Source organism: Streptacidiphilus anmyonensis, assembly GCF_000787855.1.
Lineage (GTDB): Bacteria > Actinomycetota > Actinomycetes > Streptomycetales > Streptomycetaceae > Streptacidiphilus > Streptacidiphilus anmyonensis.
Map to the genome: position 1 here is coordinate 51,703 of NZ_BBPQ01000033.1, position 17,439 is coordinate 69,141.

The following is a 17,439-nucleotide window of genomic DNA, read 5'->3' on the forward strand; positions in this document are numbered from 1 at the left end:
AGCGGCCGCCCACCCGAGTGCCCACCCGGCCGCCCACCCGGCCGCCGCCGTGACCTTCGCCGGAACCGTCGCGCTCGACGACTGCAGCGGCTCACTGATCAGCTTCGCCGGCTCCTCGCCGAACGACCCGGCGCTGGTCCTCACCAACGGCCACTGCCTGGAGACGGGCATGCCCGACCCCGGCCAGGTGATCGTCAACCAGTCCTCCAGCCGCAGCTTCACGCTGCTCAACGCCTCGGGCAAGGGCGTGGCCAAGCTGCGCGCCGCGAAGGTCGCCTACGCGACCATGACCAACACCGACGTGACGATCTACCAGCTGACCAAGACCTACGCCGCCATCAAGAGCGCCTACGGCATCAGCCCGCTGGTGGTGTCCTCGACCCACCCCACCGCCGGGTCCTCGATCGAGGTGGTCTCCGGCTACTGGAAGACCACGTACTCGTGCGGCGTCGACGGCTTCGTCTACCAGCTGCACGAGGCCGACTGGGTCTGGCTGGACTCCGTGCGCTACACCTCCACCTGCAACACCATCGGCGGCACCTCGGGCTCCCCCGTCATCGACACCACCACGGGGCAGGTGGTCGCGGTCAACAACACCGGCAACGAGGACGGCCAGCGCTGCACCCTCGACAACCCCTGCGAGGTCGACGCCAACGGCAACGTCACCGTCCACGAGGGCACCAACTACGCCGAGGAGACGTACTACATCCCGGCCTGCTTCGGCCCGGGCAACGTCCTCGACCTCACCCGCCCCGGCTGCGGCCTCCCCCAGTGATCTGAACCGGTGATCGGCGGCGCGACCCGTGCGCCCGGGGCTGTAACCCGAGCGCGCCGGTCGGCGGGCAGGAGGCCGTGGGCGCACCTACCGTCGAAGCATGAGCGTCCGCATCACAGTCATGCCCGCAGCGATCCCCCACCACCTGCGCAACCAGGAGGTCACCAGGCAGATCACCTACAACGACCGGGACGACGCGGAGTACGTCTACGAGGTCCTGGTCAGCGGGGCCCTGGTCGTGTGGCGGGGGCGGCCCGGCTCGGACGTGGGCGGCGAGGTGGAGGGCGTCTACGGCCCGACCGCGTGGGAGAGCGTGCAAGGCATCCCGAAGCGCGACACCCTGGCGCCCTGACCCCTCGTCGCGAGCCCGCTCACACCACCGTCCAGGCGGCCCGCCTCGCCGTGCAGGGGCCGCCGGCGTGGACGGCGAGGCGGGATCCGGCCACGTCGAGGGAGACCGTCGCGAGGGTCTCCCAACGCTTGCCGAGAGCCGCGTCCGGGTCCGGGTGACAGCAGAGGGCGGCTCCGTCGTCGAGGTGGAAGGTGAGGGCGTCCAGCAGCGCCGCGCCGTCCGGGAACGGGCGGGCGGCGGTGCGGGCGTGGAGGGCCGCGAGGCGGTGGCGGGTGTCCGGGTCCTCGGTCGCCAGGGCCTCGCCCCGGGCGAGGCCGGGGTCGACGAAGTGGTTGGTCCGCAGCAGGTAGCCGTCCGCGCCGGGGTGGAGCAGCGCCGGGCCCGCGGGGCTGAGCTCGACGGTCGCCGCCCGTGCGCGGCCCGCCTCGTACGCCGCGAGCGTCAGCGAGCTGGACGCGGCGACCCGGGTCCGCGTCGCCAGCCGTATCGCCTCGTCGAAGGTGCCGCAGGTGTCCAGCACGTGCCGGGCCAGCACGTGGACCGGCAGCCACGCGGATGCCGGCGCGGACGGGTCGAAGGCCGTGTCTGAGGCGTGGGCGAGGATGTTGAAGTGCAGGCCCAGCCCGGCCGTGTTGACACCGATCTTGCCGACGATGCCGTACTCCGTGACGGTCCGCACCTCCCGGCCGTCCGGGTGGCGGATGTGCCAGACGAACCAGCCGTCGCGCATGTCGTCGTGCCAGTCCCAGGTCTGGGTGGTGACCGGCGGGCGGCCGTCGGCGGGGGCGTGGACGACGGTCGAGCACTCGGGCTGCGGGCGTCCGAAGCGGCCGAGGATCTCGGTGCGGGCGTTGAGCGCCGCGAGGCGGTGCAGCGGCAGTCGCGCGCCGCGCGCGATGCCGTCGATCTCCTCGGCGAGTTCGGGCGCGGCCGCGGCGATCTGCCCGAAGGCGGCGAGCCCCGTCGCGCGCACCTCGTCCGGCCCCGCGCCCGCGGCGCGGAAGAGCGTGTCGTAGAAGTCGGCGGTGCGCCGGATCCGGTCGGGGAAGGTCCGGCCGAGGAGCTGTCCGCGCTCGCCCGGGGCGGCGGCGGGGGAACGGAAGACCGTGGGCGTCGGCGTGGGCATGGCGGTGCTGCTCCTCGGCGGGACGGCAGGGAACGGGAGACGGGAGACGGGAGAACGGATTGCGGGCGAAGACCGGTCAGCCGCGCACCGCGGCCCGGCGTCCGCGCATCATCAGCAGGTAGATCACCGGGGCCAGGATCATGCCGACCGGCAGCGACAGGTCGGTGCCGTCCAGGGCCTTGGCGATCGGTCCGACCCACATCTCCGTGTCGACGCACAGCGTCGCGGCGACGGCGCTGACGACGAGGGCGGTGGCGCCGGCCCAGTTGACGCCGCCGGTGTACCAGAAGGGCCCGCCGGGGGTCTCGTCGCTCAGCTCGTGGCCGTCGTAGCGGTTGCGTCGCCACAACACGTCGACGGCGTAGATGGCCATGGTCGGTCCCATCAGCGCCACCATCAGTTCGAGCACGCTGTTGACGGCGGTCAGGAAGTTGGAGACGAGCAGCGCGTACATGGTCAGCGCGACGCCCAGCGTCCCGTCGAGGGCGACGCTGCGGGAGCGGCGGATCCGGACGCCGATGGCCTGCAGGGCGAGACCGGAGCTGTAGGCGGTCATCGCGTTGTTGGCGACCGCCGAGAGGACGACGGCCAGCAGGAACGCGGGCTTGAACCAGCCCGGGATGATCGACTCCAGGGCGCTCTGCGGGTCGGTCATGTCGAGTGCGGTCCCGGCCAGCACGCCCAGCGCGGTGAACAGGACGCTGGGGACGAACGCGCCGACGGCCGTCCACACGGCGATCGCGGCGGGCTTGGACTCGCGCGGCAGGTAGCGGGCGAAGTCGGCGCTGTTGCTGTAGGACAGCGGCGCGGACGCGATCAGAGCGAGGCCGCCGGCGAGCGCGGCGACGAGGTCGCCGCCGTGGAGACCCTGCTGGGGGCGGTAGTGCCAGTCGGCGTGCCGCAGCACGTAGGCGGCGAGGACGAGGAAGACCAGGGTCAGCACGACGGTGAACGGCGTGTAGAGCCGGACGATCATGGCGTGGCCGTAGACGCTGATCGCGAGGGTCGCGGCGGCGACCGCGACGATGATCACGATCTTGACGAAGGTGTCCGGATGCAGCCCCGCCTCGTCGGCGAGTGCGAACGCGGCGAGACAGCCGGCGGCCCAGTTCAGCGCGAGGTAGCAGACGGAGGCGAACCACCCGGTGATCGCGATGTTCGCGCGGTTGCCGCGGACGCCGAACATCGCCCGCATGATCACCTCGCTGGGCGTCCCGGAGGCTGATCCGCTCACGGCCACGAGGCCGACCAGCGCCCAGAAGAGGTTTCCGACGACCACGACCCCGAGGGCCTGCCAGAGGCTGAGGCCCATCAGGATCAGCGTCCCGCCCACGACGAGGCTGAGGTAGCTGACGTTGGGCGCGGCCCAGACACCGAAGAGTTCCCGAGGGCGGCCATGGCGCTCGCCGTCGGGAATGACGTCGATGCCGTGCGCCTCCACCCCACCAGTGTGCGGGGTGGCGTCGGCGTTCCGGTTCTGCGGGCGAGGGGGCTCGGTCTCGCGAGCGGGCGGGGTGGCGGCCATGGGGTTCTCCGAACCGACGAGCCCTGTGGGGGCGTGGGGGCGCTTCGCTATTGGTCGCACATCCAATAGCGTGGAATGGCCTCTCGTCAAGGGGTCGATCCGCGTATAGTCGGATCCGACTAATAGGGAGCGGTCATACAGATGGCGAACCGAAAGATCTCCAACACACTGGCGCTGGCCGTGCTGGGTCTGCTGCGAGAACAGCCGATGCACCCGTACGAGATGGCGTCCACCCTGCGGGAACGGCACAAGGACAGCAGCTTCAAGGTCAACTCCGGCTCGCTCTACGACACGGTCGAGGCCCTCGTCCGACACGGCTGGATCGAGCCGGTGGAGACGGCACGCGACGGCAGGCGACCGGAGCGGACCGTCTACGCGGCGACCGGGCTGGGCGAGAGCGAGTTCGTCCGCTGGATCGACGAGCTCCTGCGCACGCCCGTCGCGGAGTACCCGAAGTTCATGGCCGCGGTGTCCTACCTCGGCGCGCTCGGTCCGGACCGGGCGGCGGAGGCACTGACCGAACGGGCACAACAGCTGAGCCGGCGGATCGAGGAGACCAGGGCGGTGCTCGCCGACACGGTCGACTCCGGCAAGGTCCCCCGGCTGTTCATGATCGAAGTCGAGTGCTCGCTGCACGCCTGGGAGGCCGAGCTGGCCTGGACCCGCCGGACCGTCACCGAGATCCGCGACGGCAGCCTGGTCTGGCCTCGGGCCGAACGAACCGAACAGGGCTGGACCTGGTCCGCCCCCACGGACACGGAGCGGAAGGGAACCGCCGGATGACCCGGGCAACCGAGACAACCGAGGCGACCGAGGTACTGATCGTGGGGGCCGGCCCGGCCGGCCTGTTACTCGCCGCGGAACTCCGACTCGCCGGCGTCGACACGGTCGTCGTCGAACGCCACCCGCAACGGCCCGGCTTCTGCCGCGGCTTCAACCTCAACGCCCGCGCCCTGGACCTGCTGGCGCGCCGCGGCCTCGCCGAACGGCTCGTCAGCGAGGGGTGGCAGGTCCCCCACGTCGCGTTCTCCGGCCTGCCGGTGCCGCTCACCCTCGCGGGCGCCCACACCGACCATCCGTACACACTGGGCATCCCGCAGACCCGGGTCGAGGAAGTGCTCGAAGAGCACGCTCTCGAGCTCGGGGCCGACATCCGACGCGGGCACGAACTGCGCTCCCTGGAACAGGATTCCGCGTCCGTCACCGCCACCGTCGCCACCGCCGGCACCGGCGACGGCGACACCGACCGCGCCGGATACCGGATCCGGGCGGCGTACCTGGTCGGATGCGACGGCGGGCGCTCCACCGTCCGCAGGTGCGCCGGCATCGACTTCCCCGGCACCGAGGCGACGCGCTTCTCCCTGCTGGGCGATGTCGAGCTCGTCGATCCGGAAGCCCTGCCGTTCGGCGTGACCACCGGCCCCGGCGGGGGCGTGTTCGTCATTCCGCGTCCCGGCCATGTCAGGATCATCACGGCCGACCGGTGCCCGCCCGCCGACAGGGACGCCCCGGTCACCGTGGACCTGCTGGAGACCGCTGTGGCCGAGGCGCTCGGCCGCCGCGTCGCGCTGCGTTCCCCGCGCTGGACGACCCGGTTCGGCAACGCCGCCCGGCAGGCCGCCGAGTACGTGCAGGACCGGGTCGTCCTGGCGGGGGACGCGGCGCACATCCACCCGCCGGCCGGGGCGATCGGCGTCAACGTCGCCCTGGACGACGCGTTCAACCTCGGCTGGAAGCTCGCGGCCACCGTACGCGGCACCGCACCGGCCCGTCTGCTCGACAGCTACCACGACGAACGCCACCCCGCCGGAGCGCAGGTGCTGGCCAACACGCGGGCCCAGGTGCTGCTCGGCGAAGCCGACGACCGGCTCGGGCCGCTCACCGACCTGCTGACCCGCGTCGCCGCCCACCCGGCGGGCAACCGTGCCCTCGCCGAGACCGTCACCGGGCTGGACACCCGCTACGAGACGCACCACCCGGGCGCCGACCACCCCTGGCTGGGCCGGCTGACCCCGGACCTCGCCCTGACCACGAGCGAGGGCCGGATACGCCTGACCGGGCTGCTCGCCCGGGGACGCGGCGTGCTGCTCGACCTGGCCGAGGCCGAAAGAAGCACCGTCCGCGCGTCGGCCGCGGGCTGGGCGGACCGAGTGGACACGGTCTCCGCGGCGTGCCCCGACCATCCCGGGCTCCGCGCCGTCCTGCTGCGGCCTGACGGACACGCCGCCTGGCTGCGCACCGTCGACGCCGACACCATCGACGGCGACGGCGACGGAGGGGATGCCGGGCTGCAGCAGGCGCTGGCGCGCTGGTTCGGCCCGGCGGCGCCGTCCGAACCGCGCCTGGGGACAGCTCCCGGCGCCCGGTAGCGCTCAGCGGTGGACGGGGATGGTGGCGCGGGGGCCCATGACGTGCGGCGGCCGGCCCCCGAAGTGCACGATCCGGCCGCCGTCGCAGCGGTAGCGCAGATCGGTGACCTGCCAGGACCTGCCGTCCAACTCGACCCAGTCCCCGACGCGGAGGCTGAGCGCGGTGGACGGGACGAGGCGGCCTGTGGGGAGATGCGATGGAGCCATGTCTCCTACATCGGATCGGGAGCCGCCCGCCAAGAGGGAGAACGAGGGTGAACCCGGCCCTTCCACTGCTCCATCCGAAGGAGTCGGAGTGAAATCATCCGGTTTTCTGGGAAGGAGCCGGGTCATGTTGCGAGGATTCAAGAACTTCCTGATGCGCGGCGACGTGGTCGTGGTCGCCATCGGCCTGATCGTGGCCCTGGCGTTCAGCACGCTCATCAAGGCGTTCACCGACTTCGTGATCAACCCGATCATCACCAGGATCCAGGGCAAGAACTCGATCGGCCTGGGCTGGCAGCTGGGCAAGCCGGGCAACCCGGCCACCTACGTGAACGTCGGCGCGTTCATCTCGGCGATCGTGTACTTCGTGGTCTTCATGGCGGTCGTCTACTTCATGATCGTCGTCCCCTACAAGCACACCCAGGCCCGCCGCGGCGTCACCGTCTTCGGCGACCCGACCCCGGCGAAGACCTGCCCGTCCTGCCTGTCGGAGGACATCCCGGCCGCCGCTCCCAAGTGCCGCTACTGCGGCTCGGACCAGCCGCCCCAGGGCGCGGACCGGCCCGCTCAGGTCTGAGTCCGGGTCTGGGCCGGGCCGGGTTCCGGCAGCAGCAGCCCGAGCAGCAGCGCGGCCGGTGGGATCACGCACAGCGCGAGGAGCGCGCCCCGGGGGCCGTGGGACTGGGCGATGAGGCCCAGGACCGGCGCGAGCAGGCCGCCGACGCTCACGGCGAGGCCGAGGGTCACGCCGGAGGCGGTGCCAGGGCGGGTCGGCAGGTAGTCCTGACCGAGCTTCACCAGGACCGCGAAGGGCATGTTCAGGGCCGCGCCCGTGAGCAGCGCGAACAGCAGCGGCGCCCACGCGCCCGGCGCGAGCAGCAGACCCGCGAGGCACGGCAGCACCAGCGCGGCGCCGCACTGGATGGTGCGGACCATCCCCCAGCGGTCCGCGAGGCGTCCACCGGCCAGCGTGCCCGCGACCCCGCCGGCGAGGAAGCAGGTCAGGGCCGCGCCGGCCAGGGCGCGGGAGGCGTGCAGGTCGCGCAGCCAGTAGAGCTCGACGAAGGTGTTGAGGCCGAAGAACGCCACGGAGCGCAGCACCTCGACCCCGGTCAGGACCGCGAACGGGCCCCAGCGGTCGTGGCCCGGTGCGACGGCGGCACTGGCCGGGGCCGGCCGGGCCCGTCGCGCACGGGCGAGCAGGACGAAGGCCGTGAGCACCGCGGGCGGCAGGAACAGCGCGGTCGCGCCGACGCCCCAGGCGACCAGCGCCGGGGTGGCCAGCACCGGCGCAAGGAAGAAGCCGACGCTGCCGCCCGCCGCGAAGACGCTCATCGCCGCCGCGCTGTCGCCCGCGTCCGCCCTGGCCGCCTTGCCCGCGGCCGGGTGGAACATGGCCACGCCCAGACCTGACAGCAGGATCAGGGACCACACCGCCGGATACGGGCCGACCAGGCCGGCCAGCGCGAGGCCCAGTCCGGCCAGCCCCACGCCCGCGCCGGCCAGCCACGGCAGCCGGTAGCGGTCGACCGCGAGGCCGAGCAGCGGCTGAGGCACCGCGCTGCCGAGCGTCGCCGCCATGGTGAGGCCGGTCGCGGCGAGGTAGCCGTAGTGGCGGTCGAGCACGAAGTAGGGGACGGCGGCGGGGACCAGGCCCTGGTAGAGGTCGTCGACCGCGTGGGCCGCGCCCCACAGCCGCATCCGCCGCCACGGCGACGACGAGGACGCCGGAGTGGCCGCGGCAGGCGGGTCGGAGGGATCGGACGGGGCAGGCGCGGCAGGCGGGTCGGACGGGGCAGGCGCGGCAGGCGGGTCGGACGGGGCAGGCACGGCAGGCGGGTCGGACGGGGCGGCGCCCGGGGAGTCCACGGTGGAGGTCATGGCTCCAGCCTTCCGGCGACCCCGCCCAGCCGACTTCCGATAAACTGCCTCGATATGTCGATTAACCGCCAAGTCCCCGATGCCTCGGACGGCGGCGACCCGACGCCCCACCTGGAGCTGCCCGGCCCCACGGTCCAGGACCTGGGACGTCTCGAGCGCATCGACCGCCACCACCACGACCGTCACCAGCTGATCCATCCCGGCAGCGGGGTGCTCCAGGTCGAGACGGCCGCCGGCAGCTGGGTCGTGCCGCCGCAGCGCGCGGTGTGGATCCCGGCGTTCACCGCGCACGCGCATCTCGCCCGCACCCCCACCCGGATGCGTTCCCTCTCCTTCCCGGCGGAGATCGACCCCGTCGGCGGGGAGCAGCCGGCCGTCCTCGTGGTGACCCCGCTGCTGCACGAACTGGTCGCCGCTCTCGCCGAGCCGCCGGAGACCGGCTACAGCGACGCAGAGCAGGCCACCCTGCGCCAGGCCGCCACCGACCAACTGGCGCGCGCGGAACGCCTGACGCTGCATCTGCCCGCGCCCGTCGACGACCGGCTGCGCGCCGTCGCCGCGCTGCTGCACCGGGACCCGGCCGATCCGCGGTCGCTGCGCGAGCTCGGCGCGGCGGTCGGCGCGAGCGAACGGACCCTCAGCCGCCTCTTCCGCGCCGAGACCGGCCTGACCTTCCCGCAGTGGCGCACCCGGCTGCGCCTGCACCATGCGATCGACCACCTCGCGGCCGGACGCAGCGTCACCGCGACGGCCGCCGCATGCGGCTACGCCACGCCGAGCGCGTTCATCGAGGCGTTCCGGACGGTCTTCGGGACGACCCCGTCCCGACACCGCCTCCCATCTGCACCATGACCGCCCGACGACTCGCACGAACCGCCTCACCTGCACGACTTCTCCTCAGAAGCCTCACCTTTACGAGCTGTCACCACCCGTCGCCGTACTCCTAGGCTCGCCAGGAACCGAACAACGGCATCATTCGCACGGAAGACGGCATGAAGTTCTGCCCCACCTGTCGCCGCCACCTCAACGGCGCTTACTCCTGCCCGGGTTGCGGGGCCGCCGCGGCTGACCTGCCCTTCGACCAGGCCGGGTTGGAGCCGAGCGACGCCGCGAGCACGGTGACCTACCGGCAGCCCGGCGACCCCCGCTCGGGCGGACGGGCGGCGCACCGGGGACGTCAGCGTGCGCGCGCGGCACGGCGGCGGCGCGGGATGCTGTTGGGCGGTGTCGGAGCCCTGGTGATCGTGGCGACGGGCTTCGCAGTCGCGGGCGGCGGCTCGGGCGCCAACAGCGCCACCCCCACCGGTTCCGGCTCGACGTCCGGTCCGTCGGCGACCACCCCGGACCAGGCCACCCCCATCGACGCACCCAGTTCCACCGCGCGCGGTGGGCACCACCACACGCCGTCCAGACCGACCGCCTCCGCCTCGTCGTCCAGCGCCTCCGCGTCGGCGTCCGCACAACCCAGCGCGTCGCCCTCGGCGAACCCCGGACCCTCAGGGACCGGCCCGGGCACCACCACGGGCGGCGGCGGTGGCGGCACGCCCACCCCCTCGCGGCCCCCGAGGCCCTCCCCGACGGACACCTGCCATCCGTTCCTCTTCTGGTGCGGCTGAGCCCTCCCGCTGAACCTTTCCGCTGAGCTTTCCCACGGAGCTTTCCCACTGAGCCTTCCGACCGAGCCGTCGGTCCGACGACGGCGGACGCCGACCGGCGTAACCGTCCGGGCACGGCGGGATCGGCGATGTTGTACTGGGTGACATGGCCGGTGGACAGGGGCGACGTCGCAGGCGCCGGGCCGCGCGGGCGGAACAGGCGCGCCAGGCGGAGCGGGTGCGCACGCGCACGCGTCTGCTGATCGACCTGACCGCGCGCAACGCCGCCTACCGCAAAGGCCTGCTGGCCGCCGCCTCCGGGCTCAGCCCGCAGGAGGCCGCGATCATCGCCGACCTCGAACGGCACGGACTCCAGGTCCCGCAGCTCCACGACGTGCTGTGCGGCGGTCACGTCCTCGTGGACGACCCGGAGCTGTACGAGCGGTGGAGCTTCCCCGACGTCAGCCACCAGCGGCTGTCCAGCCACCACCGGGACATCGACAAGACCCGCTACCCCGACCTCGGCATGCGCGGTCCCGTCGTGCGCGAGAAGCTGCACGGCCGCACCGCCACCGGCACCTGGCTCCAGCTGGAGAAGACCCCGGCCGCGTTCGGCAAGCGCAAGCTGCCCAGCCTGAACGACCTGCGGCACCTGATGGACTACGTCGTCTACCGGATCACCCGCAGCAACGTCGGCCCGTGGGGGCTCTCGCGGGTGACCGAGCGTCGCCCGATGTACCTCTCCCCCACGCTGGCCCTGCCGACGGGGGTCGGCCCGGACGTCTCCCGCACGCTCGCCACGACCCTGCGGGGCATCGAGACCGACGACGACCTCACCTCCGCCTCCGCGGACCTCGCCGCGCACTTCCCGCCTCCCGACTGCGACGATCCCACCGACGAGCTCGGGCGGGCCCTCGCCGGACGCGCGGGGCGGGGGCTCTTCGGCAGCTCCCAGGTGTGGGTGAGCGAGGCGCCGCTCCCTTCCGCCGCCCAGGTGCTGTTCGCTCCCGGTCCGCTGCCGCGACCGGGGACCCGATGGATCGATGGGGAGCGATGAGCGACGCCGAGCCGACGCCGGAGACCTCCGAGACCCCCTCCCAGCCGCCCGGGACACCGGCGTCGCCGGGACCGCCTGGAGCAGCGGGGTCGTCAGGGACGTCAGGCGTCCCGGGGACGCCCGACGCCCCGGACGCCGCGGAGGCGTCGGGGACGGCGGACACCCCCGGCGCCGTCCCGGAGACCCCCGGGACCGTCTCCGTCCCGGAGGGCATGGTGACGGCGGTGGTGGACCTGGTGGAGACCGGCGCCGTCCCGCTCGGCGCCTACACCGTCGCGGAACTGACGGTGGTCGACGCAGTCGTCGACTTCCTCGAGACGCGCCCCTCCGACGAGGTGCTCGCGGAGGCGGTGCGCTCGCTCGCCGCCCGGCAGTTGCTGGTGGCCGGTCAGGGCCGGGACCAGATCCAGGTGCGCGGGGACCTGGGCATCACCCTGGCCTTCCAGCGCCGCGCCCGGCGTGTGCTGGACGCCCGGGTCACCGGCACGGCGTCGGGCGAAGCCTGGCGGATGCTGGTGCTGCCTCAGCCGGAGAACGTCTGCCTGGTCGTGCGCATCGACGCACTGGGCGTGCACGAGGTGTCCCTGCACACCCTCGACGACACACTGCGGCTGGTCGCCGAGTGGCTGCCGCGCGGCCCCTGGGCCGAACAGTCGGCGGGCGCGGACCCCGACGCGGTGCTCGCCGCGGCGGAACGCTCCGCTCTGCTGACCGCCGTCGCGTATGCCGCGGTCGGCTCGGCCGAGACCGCGGAGTCCAGCACCGACCTCGTCCTGGCCCAGCACGACGGCAGGCTGCACGCGTTCGTCCGCGACCAGGCCGACCCGGCACGCCTGGTGCCCAAGGACGGCCGCAGCCGTGGCATGCGGGAGACCGTCGCCGCGCTGCTGGGCCGGCCCAAGCCCGGCTGAGTGACGGCGGCCCGCCCGCAGGAGCCTGTCAGCCGGACCTCACTCCGAGGCCGGGAGCAGGGCCAACTGCTCGGTCAGCGTCGCCACGTCACGGAAGGTCAGCCCGAGCGCGGCCACGTGCTTCCAGCGCAGCACGCCCTCGGCGTCCACCACGAACACGGAGCGGCGCACCATCGCGCCCAGGGTGATGCCGTAGGCCTCGGCGGCGCTGCGGCCGGTGTCGGCCAGCAGCGGCATCCGCAGCCCGTGCTTGCGGGCGAACGCCTCGTGGCTCGTGACGTCCTGGGTGCTGATGCCCCAGACGGTGGCGCCCAGGTCCGTGAACTGCTCCAGGCCGGAGGAGTACGAACAGAGCTGCTTGGTGCAGACGGGGGTGTCGTCGCCCGGGTAGAAGGCGAGCACGACCGGCCGCCCGCGCTGCTCCGAGAGGGTCAACTCGCTGCGGACCGCCTCACCGTCGACCAACTGCACGGCGGGAAGCGTGAAATCGGGCGCCAACGCGCCCACTGCGGGACTCTTCGCCATCCGCACAGCGAACCATACCGGCGGGTAGGTGGTAAGGGCGGGGCCCACCCCATCCGGCACCCCGCCCAGTGCGTGTCGGCGCAAGGCCGTAGGCTGCGAGTATGACGGATTCGATCACGAACACGCCGACGCCCGAAGAATCCCTGCGGACCCTGCTGGCCGGTAACCGGCGGTTCGTCGACGGATCGCCCGAACACCCCAACCAGGACGCCGCGCGCCGCGCCGCGACCGTCCCGACCCAGCGCCCCTTCGCTGTCCTCTTCGGCTGCTCCGACTCCCGCCTCGCCGCCGAGATCATCTTCGACCGCGGCCTGGGCGACTTGTTCGTGGTCCGCACCGCCGGACACGTGATGGGCCCCGAGGTGCTCGGCAGCATCGAGTACGGCGTCGCCGTCCTGGACAGCCCGCTCGTCGTGATCCTCGGCCACGACCAGTGCGGCGCGGTCGCGGCGACGTGCGAGGCCCTCGACGGGGCGGCGCCCGCCCCCGGCTTCATCCGCGACGTGATCGAGCGCGTCACCCCGAGCGTGCTGGCGGCCCACGCGGCCGGGATCGAGTCGCGCGACGCGATCGTGGAGGAGCACATAAAGCAGACGGTCGACCTGCTGCTGGACCGCTCCCGGGTCCTGGCCGAGGCCGTCGACGCCGGCCGCACGGCCGTGGTCGGCCTCTCCTACCGCCTGGCCGACGGCACCGCGCGCCTGGTCTCCGTCCGCGGCCTCGACGACGCCGTCGCGGTCCAGGTCTGACCGGCGTACGAGCCGGCTTCGGCCGAGCCGTCCGGCCGACTCCCCTGGTTGAGCCGTCCGGCCGACTCCTCCGGCGGGCCCTTCTGGCTAACCCTTCTGAGCGCGGCGCTGGCGCTTGCCCAGAGGGGCCTGGCTGAGGTCCTCGGCCTGGGTGCGCAGGTTGCGGTAGCCGTAGCCGCGTGCGGCGAGCCAGGACGTCGCGGACTCCTCCGCGCGCAGTTCCGCGAGGAGGATGTCCTCCTCGGCCTCGCCCGAGTCGAGGTAGCGGAAGGTGAAGGCCGCCCGCGCCGTCAGGTCGTAGCTGAGGTGGCCCTCGGGGGTGAACGCGGCGTGGAGGACGTCGTGGTCGGCGGCCCGCGCGAGCAGCTCGGCGCGCTGCTCGTCACTGAGGCCCTCGAAGACGCCGCGGACGGTGATGCGGAAGGTACGTGTGCTCACGCCCGCACCCTAACGAGCACACCGCAGCGCCTCCACCGGGTTTTCACGCGGCTCAGCGCGGCCACTCGCCCGGGTGGTCCTCCCAGAAGATCTGCGCGGGATCGTGCAGGTCGACGCCGGGCCGCTCGTGGTGGACCAGACGCCTGAACTCGTGCGCGTCCCGGCAGCGCGTCGGAGGCGTGAGCGTGCCGTCCTCGCGCATGACCCGCACGGCCCGCTCCCCCTCGCCCGGCGTCAGCGCGGCGACGTGGACGGGGCAGTCCTGGTTGGGCCACGAGGGCGTCTGCATGCTCCGAGCATCACTCCCGGCCACGCGGTGTGCACGTCGAAGACGTCGTCGTCGCCGCATCCCGCGGGAGGGCTGTCGGGAACAGTACGATCACCCAATGGCTGACTTCACCCAGACCACGCCCGGTTGGCTCGAAGCCGACGAACTGTCGGCGGCCCGCGCCCAGTTGCCTGTCCTCTACGTCAACGCGGTGCCGGTGCGCGTCGACGAGGGCGGCGAAGTCACCCACGTGGGCCTGCTCCTGGGCATCGACTCGGACGGCACGGTGACCCGGACCCTGGTATCCGGCCGGGTGCAGTACCACGAGCGGGTCCGCGACGCGCTGCTGCGCCACCTGGAGAAGGACCTCGGCCCCGTCGCGCTGCCGCGCATCCCGGCCTCGCTCCAGCCCTTCACCGTCGCCGAGTTCTTCCCCACCCCCGGCATCACCCCGTACCACGACCCGCGCCAGCACGCCGTCGCCCTCGCCTACATCGTGCCCGTCGCGGGTGACTGCAGACCGCGTCAGGACGCGCTGGACCTGGTCTGGTTCAGCCCCGAGGAGGCCGCCTCCGAGCTGGTCCAGCAGGACATGCCCGGCGGCCAGGGCGTCCTGCTGAAGCAGGCCCTCGCCCACGCGGGCTGCCTGGTCTAACCGGTCCAACGGGACCGGCCGGCAGCCGGTCCAGCCGGTCTAGCGCCCGTCCTTGCCCAGCTCGTCCCGCGCCCCCGGCCACCGGTCCGCGACCTCGTCGGGGGCGAGGCGGGCGACGACCTCGGCGAGTCCCACGCACGCCTCCGCGATCATGCAGTTCGTGTTGTCACGCTCGGTGATCACGGCTGCCAGCAGCAGCGCGGTCAGCGCGGCCGAGCCGTTGAGCGCCTGCAGCATGAACATCTGCGCGGCCACGCTGTGGCCCGCGAACGGTCCGGACTGGTGGATCGCGGCGACCACGGCCAGCACGGAGATCAGCAACACGCACGGCGCGGCGCCCGGCATCTGGAACCGGATCGCCGCCCAGATCACCAGCGGGAACACCAGGAACAGGATCGACATGCGGCTGTGCGTGACCAGCAGCATCACCGCGGCGGTCCCGCCCAGCAGCACGAACAGTTCCACCCAGCGCATCATCGGGACGTCTCTCGGCGGCTGCGTGTACCGGCCGGCCAGCAGCAGCGGTGCCACGACGAGCACGCCCATCGCGTCGCCCGTCCACCAGGCCGCCCACGCCGCCCCGTACGACTGCCCCGAGAGCGCCCCCTGCGCCGTCAGGATCAGCGTCGAGGCGCTGGAGCTCACCAGCGTCGCCGTCAGCGCGACGAAGACCAGCGCGAGGCCGTCCCGCAGCCGGTCCAGCTGCGGTCGGAAGCGCACCGCGCGCAGGAACAGCCAGGCGAGCACGGGCGCGACCGTCGCTCCCGCGACGATGCCGAGCCCCGCCCAGGTGGGATTCCAGTGGGAGATCGAGAGCACTACGAGCCACTGCCCGAGCGCGATCCCCGGCCACATGCGCAGCCCGAGCAGCAGCAGTGCGGCGACGGCGACCCCCGTCGGCGGCCACAGCGGGGTGACCCGGACGCCATCGACGACGACCTGCGCGAGCAGCCCCAGCCGTCCGCTGCCGTAGTAGACGCCCGCCACGACCAGCATCCACAGGACCGCCGCGCCCCGCGCCTGCCGCGGCGTCTCGGCGCGCACCTCTCCTGACATGCCCCTACTCTCCCGGCGCAGCGCTCGCCCGCCTCGTCGTGACACGCCCGTAGCCGCGATCATCACACGCGGACGGAACCCGGCACTATCCCCCGGCCGGGCACACCGCCCCACGCGCCCACGGAGCCCCGACGACCCCCGACCGTGCCCCTTCGCCGAGGGGCGCATGCAAGCCACCGATCGGCGTGAGGCGCAGAGCTTCGACGACGCCCGTGCCGTGTCGGTGGCGTGCGCCCTTGGCTCCCGGCGCCGAGGCGCTACGGCCCGGCCACCGACCCCGCCCGCACGCCACCTGCGCACCCAGCCTTGCCCGCGCCGGACGCACGCGGTCGGAACCCCACGACGCCCCGCCTCCATTCCTCGGCCCTCGGCAGTGCCAGGGGCCACAAGGCCCCGTCAGTGCCCGGCGTCGCCAGGGGCTCCGCGCCGGGGCTGCGGGGCGCCGCCGGAGGAGTCAACGCAGCCCCGCGCCGCCCCGCCGGGTCGCGCTGGCCCGCTTCCCTCAGTCCTCGGCCCTCGGTAGTGCCACGGGCCGCAAGGCTCCCCGTCAGTGCCCGGCGGCGCCGGGGCTGCGGGGTGTGACCCGGAGGGGTCAGCGGTCGTGGCGGAGGACGAGGACGGCGGCGTCGTCCTGGTGGCCGGTGAGTTCCGCGACGTGGATGAGGTCCGCGGCCAGCGTGGCCGGTTCGCCGTCCGCCCCGGCCTGTATGAGCGCGGCGATGTGGTCGAGGCCCTCGTCGATCGAGAAGGACGGCCCCTCGACGACGCCGTCGGTGACCAGGACGAACGCCCCGCTCCCGGTCAGGTACCGGTGGGAGACGGGGTAGGGCTCGCCCGCCTGGATGCCGAGCGGGAGGCCGCCGGCCTCGCCGTCGACGCCGTGGGTGCCGTCGGACGCGGCCCACACCGCGGGGACGTGACCGGCGCGGGCCATGGCGAGTTCGCCGTTCGCGGGGTCGTAGCGCAGGAAGCTGCACGTGGCGAAGAGGTCGGGCTCCATGTCGACGAGCAGGTCGTTCGCCCGGCCGAGGACCTCGCCGGGGTCGGGGGTGGCCGTGGCGAGCGCGCGCAGCGCGATGCGGACCTGGCCCATGAACGCCGCCGCCTCGACGTCGTGGCCCTGCACGTCGCCGACGGAGAAGCCGAGCACGCCGCCGGGCAGGACGAAGCCGTCGTACCAGTCGCCGCCGATGTCGAGGCCGTGTCGGGCGGGGGCGTAGCGCGCGGCTGCGCGCAGCCCCTGAGCCTGCGGCAGCGCGGAGGGCAGCAGGTCGCGCTGGAGCGCGGCCGCGAGCTCCACGCGGGCCTTCTGCGACTCCACTCGCTCCAGGGCCTGCGCGGTCAGACGGCCGAGCGTGCTCAGCAGCTCGTCCGAGCTCGCGGACGCCGGGGGGCGGCGTCGGACCATGGACCGCTCCGTTCGACGTCGGGACCGGGGCCTTCTCGGCATGCCTCTGGGGCGCGCTGCATCCTATTGTCCTCTGATCGAGGATTTCCAGGACGACTCGACCGCTTCCTGCCCGGGATGCCGTCCGGATCCGGCCCGGAGAGCGCCGCCCCGGGGCGGGTCCTCGGGCTGCCGACAGCGGTCGGACGGCGGTCGGACGGGGGTCGTCCCGTCCCGGCGCCATGCGTCCGCGCGGCTCCGCAGGTGTGCGCCGGGCGCTGCCGCAGACCCCGCGCGCGCCCGACCCCGCCCGCGTCGTCGCGCCGACGCGAGGACGTCACGCCGGGTGACGGGGCCGGTCCGCCCCGCGCCCCCGGCCGACGTCGCGCAGGCCGGGCCCGTGCAGGCAGAGCCCGCGCAGCAACGCCGCGCGCCCCCCGCGTGCGCCTACGCGCCTTCCGGTCGGCCGCCGCCTGCCGTCCGGCCACCCCTCCCGCGCCGCCTCTGACTCGCCGCCACCTCACGGGATGTCACGGGCGCCACACCCGAGCCGCACCCGTCCCGAC

The 17,439-nt window shown here is 73.6% G+C and carries 20 protein-coding genes; 10 read left to right on the forward strand and 10 right to left on the reverse strand.

From position 1 onward, the window contains the following. Both TR50_RS25085 and TR50_RS25090 read left to right on the forward strand, forming a co-directional pair. Positions 1–775, forward strand: a 775-nt coding sequence (locus TR50_RS25085; protein ID WP_042426319.1) for a trypsin-like serine peptidase, incomplete at its 5' end; no start/stop codon positions are given. A 100-nt stretch (positions 776–875) separates the two neighbouring features. Next, positions 876–1,127, forward strand: a complete 252-nt coding sequence (locus TR50_RS25090) for a hypothetical protein (protein WP_042426203.1) — start codon at positions 876–878, stop codon at positions 1,125–1,127. A 19-nt stretch (positions 1,128–1,146) separates the two neighbouring features. Here the strand turns inward: TR50_RS25090 and TR50_RS25095 are convergent, their stop codons facing one another. Together TR50_RS25095 and TR50_RS25100 are read right to left on the reverse strand one after the other, a co-directional pair. Beyond that, a complete protein-coding gene (locus TR50_RS25095; RefSeq protein ID WP_042426205.1) occupies positions 1,147–2,253 on the reverse strand; it encodes a C45 family autoproteolytic acyltransferase/hydrolase in 1,107 nt (368 codons plus the stop codon). A gap of 76 nt (positions 2,254–2,329) precedes the next feature. Next, entirely contained in the window at positions 2,330–3,778 is a 1,449-nt protein-coding gene (locus TR50_RS25100; RefSeq protein WP_042426208.1) for a purine-cytosine permease family protein, read from the reverse strand. Positions 3,779–3,919: 141 nt separating this feature from the next. Here TR50_RS25100 and TR50_RS25105 point away from each other — a divergent pair, with 141 nt between their 5' ends. Further along, a complete protein-coding gene (locus TR50_RS25105) occupies positions 3,920–4,561 on the forward strand; it encodes a PadR family transcriptional regulator (protein WP_042426211.1) in 642 nt (213 codons plus the stop codon). Further along, a complete protein-coding gene (locus TR50_RS25110; protein ID WP_042426213.1) occupies positions 4,558–6,147 on the forward strand; it encodes an FAD-dependent monooxygenase in 1,590 nt (529 codons plus the stop codon). The genes TR50_RS25105 and TR50_RS25110 overlap by 4 nt, the downstream gene beginning before the upstream one ends. Before the next feature lie 3 nt (positions 6,148–6,150). On the opposite strand, the gene TR50_RS25115 is transcribed toward TR50_RS25110, so the two are convergent. Then, complete coding sequence (locus TR50_RS25115) at positions 6,151–6,354, reverse strand: hypothetical protein (protein ID WP_042426217.1); 204 nt, start codon at positions 6,352–6,354, stop codon at positions 6,151–6,153. 124 nt (positions 6,355–6,478) lie between these two features. On the opposite strand from TR50_RS25115, the gene TR50_RS25120 reads away from it, so the two are divergent. Continuing rightward, positions 6,479–6,928, forward strand: a complete 450-nt coding sequence (locus TR50_RS25120; protein ID WP_042426220.1) for an MscL family protein — start codon at positions 6,479–6,481, stop codon at positions 6,926–6,928. On the opposite strand, the gene TR50_RS25125 is transcribed toward TR50_RS25120, so the two are convergent. After that, on the reverse strand, positions 6,919–8,232 hold the full coding sequence (locus TR50_RS25125) for an MFS transporter (protein WP_084700949.1): 1,314 nt from the start codon (positions 8,230–8,232) through the stop codon (positions 6,919–6,921). The two genes, TR50_RS25120 and TR50_RS25125, sit on opposite strands and share 10 nt — an antisense overlap. Positions 8,233–8,286: 54 nt before the next feature. Here TR50_RS25125 and TR50_RS25130 point away from each other — a divergent pair, with 54 nt between their 5' ends. After that, positions 8,287–9,084, forward strand: coding sequence for an AraC family transcriptional regulator (locus TR50_RS25130; protein WP_084700951.1), 798 nt, complete (start codon positions 8,287–8,289; stop codon positions 9,082–9,084). 325 nt (positions 9,085–9,409) lie between these two features. Here the strand turns inward: TR50_RS25130 and TR50_RS25135 are convergent, their stop codons facing one another. Continuing rightward, positions 9,410–9,817 carry a hypothetical protein gene (locus TR50_RS25135; RefSeq protein ID WP_042426223.1) on the reverse strand — a complete coding sequence of 136 codons (408 nt, stop codon included), beginning with the start codon at positions 9,815–9,817 and terminating at the stop codon, positions 9,410–9,412. 248 nt (positions 9,818–10,065) lie between these two features. Here TR50_RS25135 and TR50_RS25140 point away from each other — a divergent pair, with 248 nt between their 5' ends. Together TR50_RS25140 and TR50_RS25145 are read left to right on the forward strand one after the other, a co-directional pair. Continuing rightward, positions 10,066–10,884 (forward strand): hypothetical protein, encoded by an 819-nt coding sequence (locus TR50_RS25140; protein ID WP_042426226.1) that lies wholly within the window; start codon positions 10,066–10,068, stop codon positions 10,882–10,884. Further along, a complete protein-coding gene (locus tag TR50_RS25145) occupies positions 10,881–11,795 on the forward strand; it encodes a collagen-like triple helix repeat-containing protein (protein WP_042426230.1) in 915 nt (304 codons plus the stop codon). The genes TR50_RS25140 and TR50_RS25145 overlap by 4 nt, the downstream gene beginning before the upstream one ends. 39 nt (positions 11,796–11,834) lie before the next feature. Here TR50_RS25145 and TR50_RS25150 read toward each other — a convergent pair whose 3' ends face one another. Then, positions 11,835–12,320: a peroxiredoxin gene (locus TR50_RS25150; RefSeq protein WP_042426233.1), complete on the reverse strand. Its 486-nt coding sequence runs from the start codon at positions 12,318–12,320 to the stop codon at positions 11,835–11,837. Between the two features lie 101 nt (positions 12,321–12,421). Between TR50_RS25150 and TR50_RS25155 the strand changes: the two genes are divergently transcribed. Further along, the gene (locus TR50_RS25155) at positions 12,422–13,069 is read left to right on the forward strand and encodes a carbonic anhydrase (protein WP_042426236.1); all 648 of its coding nucleotides are present in this window, start codon (positions 12,422–12,424) and stop codon (positions 13,067–13,069) included. Between the two features lie 87 nt (positions 13,070–13,156). Here the strand turns inward: TR50_RS25155 and TR50_RS25160 are convergent, their stop codons facing one another. Together TR50_RS25160 and TR50_RS25165 are read right to left on the reverse strand one after the other, a co-directional pair. Next, a complete protein-coding gene (locus tag TR50_RS25160; RefSeq protein ID WP_042426239.1) occupies positions 13,157–13,507 on the reverse strand; it encodes a DUF6204 family protein in 351 nt (116 codons plus the stop codon). 52 nt (positions 13,508–13,559) lie between these two features. Beyond that, entirely contained in the window at positions 13,560–13,796 is a 237-nt protein-coding gene (locus TR50_RS25165) for a hypothetical protein (protein ID WP_042426242.1), read from the reverse strand. Between the two features lie 97 nt (positions 13,797–13,893). Here TR50_RS25165 and TR50_RS25170 point away from each other — a divergent pair, with 97 nt between their 5' ends. Then, positions 13,894–14,430: an NUDIX hydrolase family protein gene (locus TR50_RS25170; RefSeq protein WP_042426245.1), complete on the forward strand. Its 537-nt coding sequence runs from the start codon at positions 13,894–13,896 to the stop codon at positions 14,428–14,430. A gap of 39 nt (positions 14,431–14,469) precedes the next feature. Here TR50_RS25170 and TR50_RS25175 read toward each other — a convergent pair whose 3' ends face one another. Both TR50_RS25175 and TR50_RS25180 read right to left on the reverse strand, forming a co-directional pair. Then, positions 14,470–15,486 carry an MASE1 domain-containing protein gene (locus TR50_RS25175; protein ID WP_042426248.1) on the reverse strand — a complete coding sequence of 339 codons (1,017 nt, stop codon included), beginning with the start codon at positions 15,484–15,486 and terminating at the stop codon, positions 14,470–14,472. Between the two features lie 592 nt (positions 15,487–16,078). Beyond that, complete coding sequence (locus tag TR50_RS25180; RefSeq protein ID WP_042426251.1) at positions 16,079–16,894, reverse strand: PP2C family protein-serine/threonine phosphatase; 816 nt, start codon at positions 16,892–16,894, stop codon at positions 16,079–16,081. Positions 16,895–17,439 lie beyond the last annotated feature (545 nt).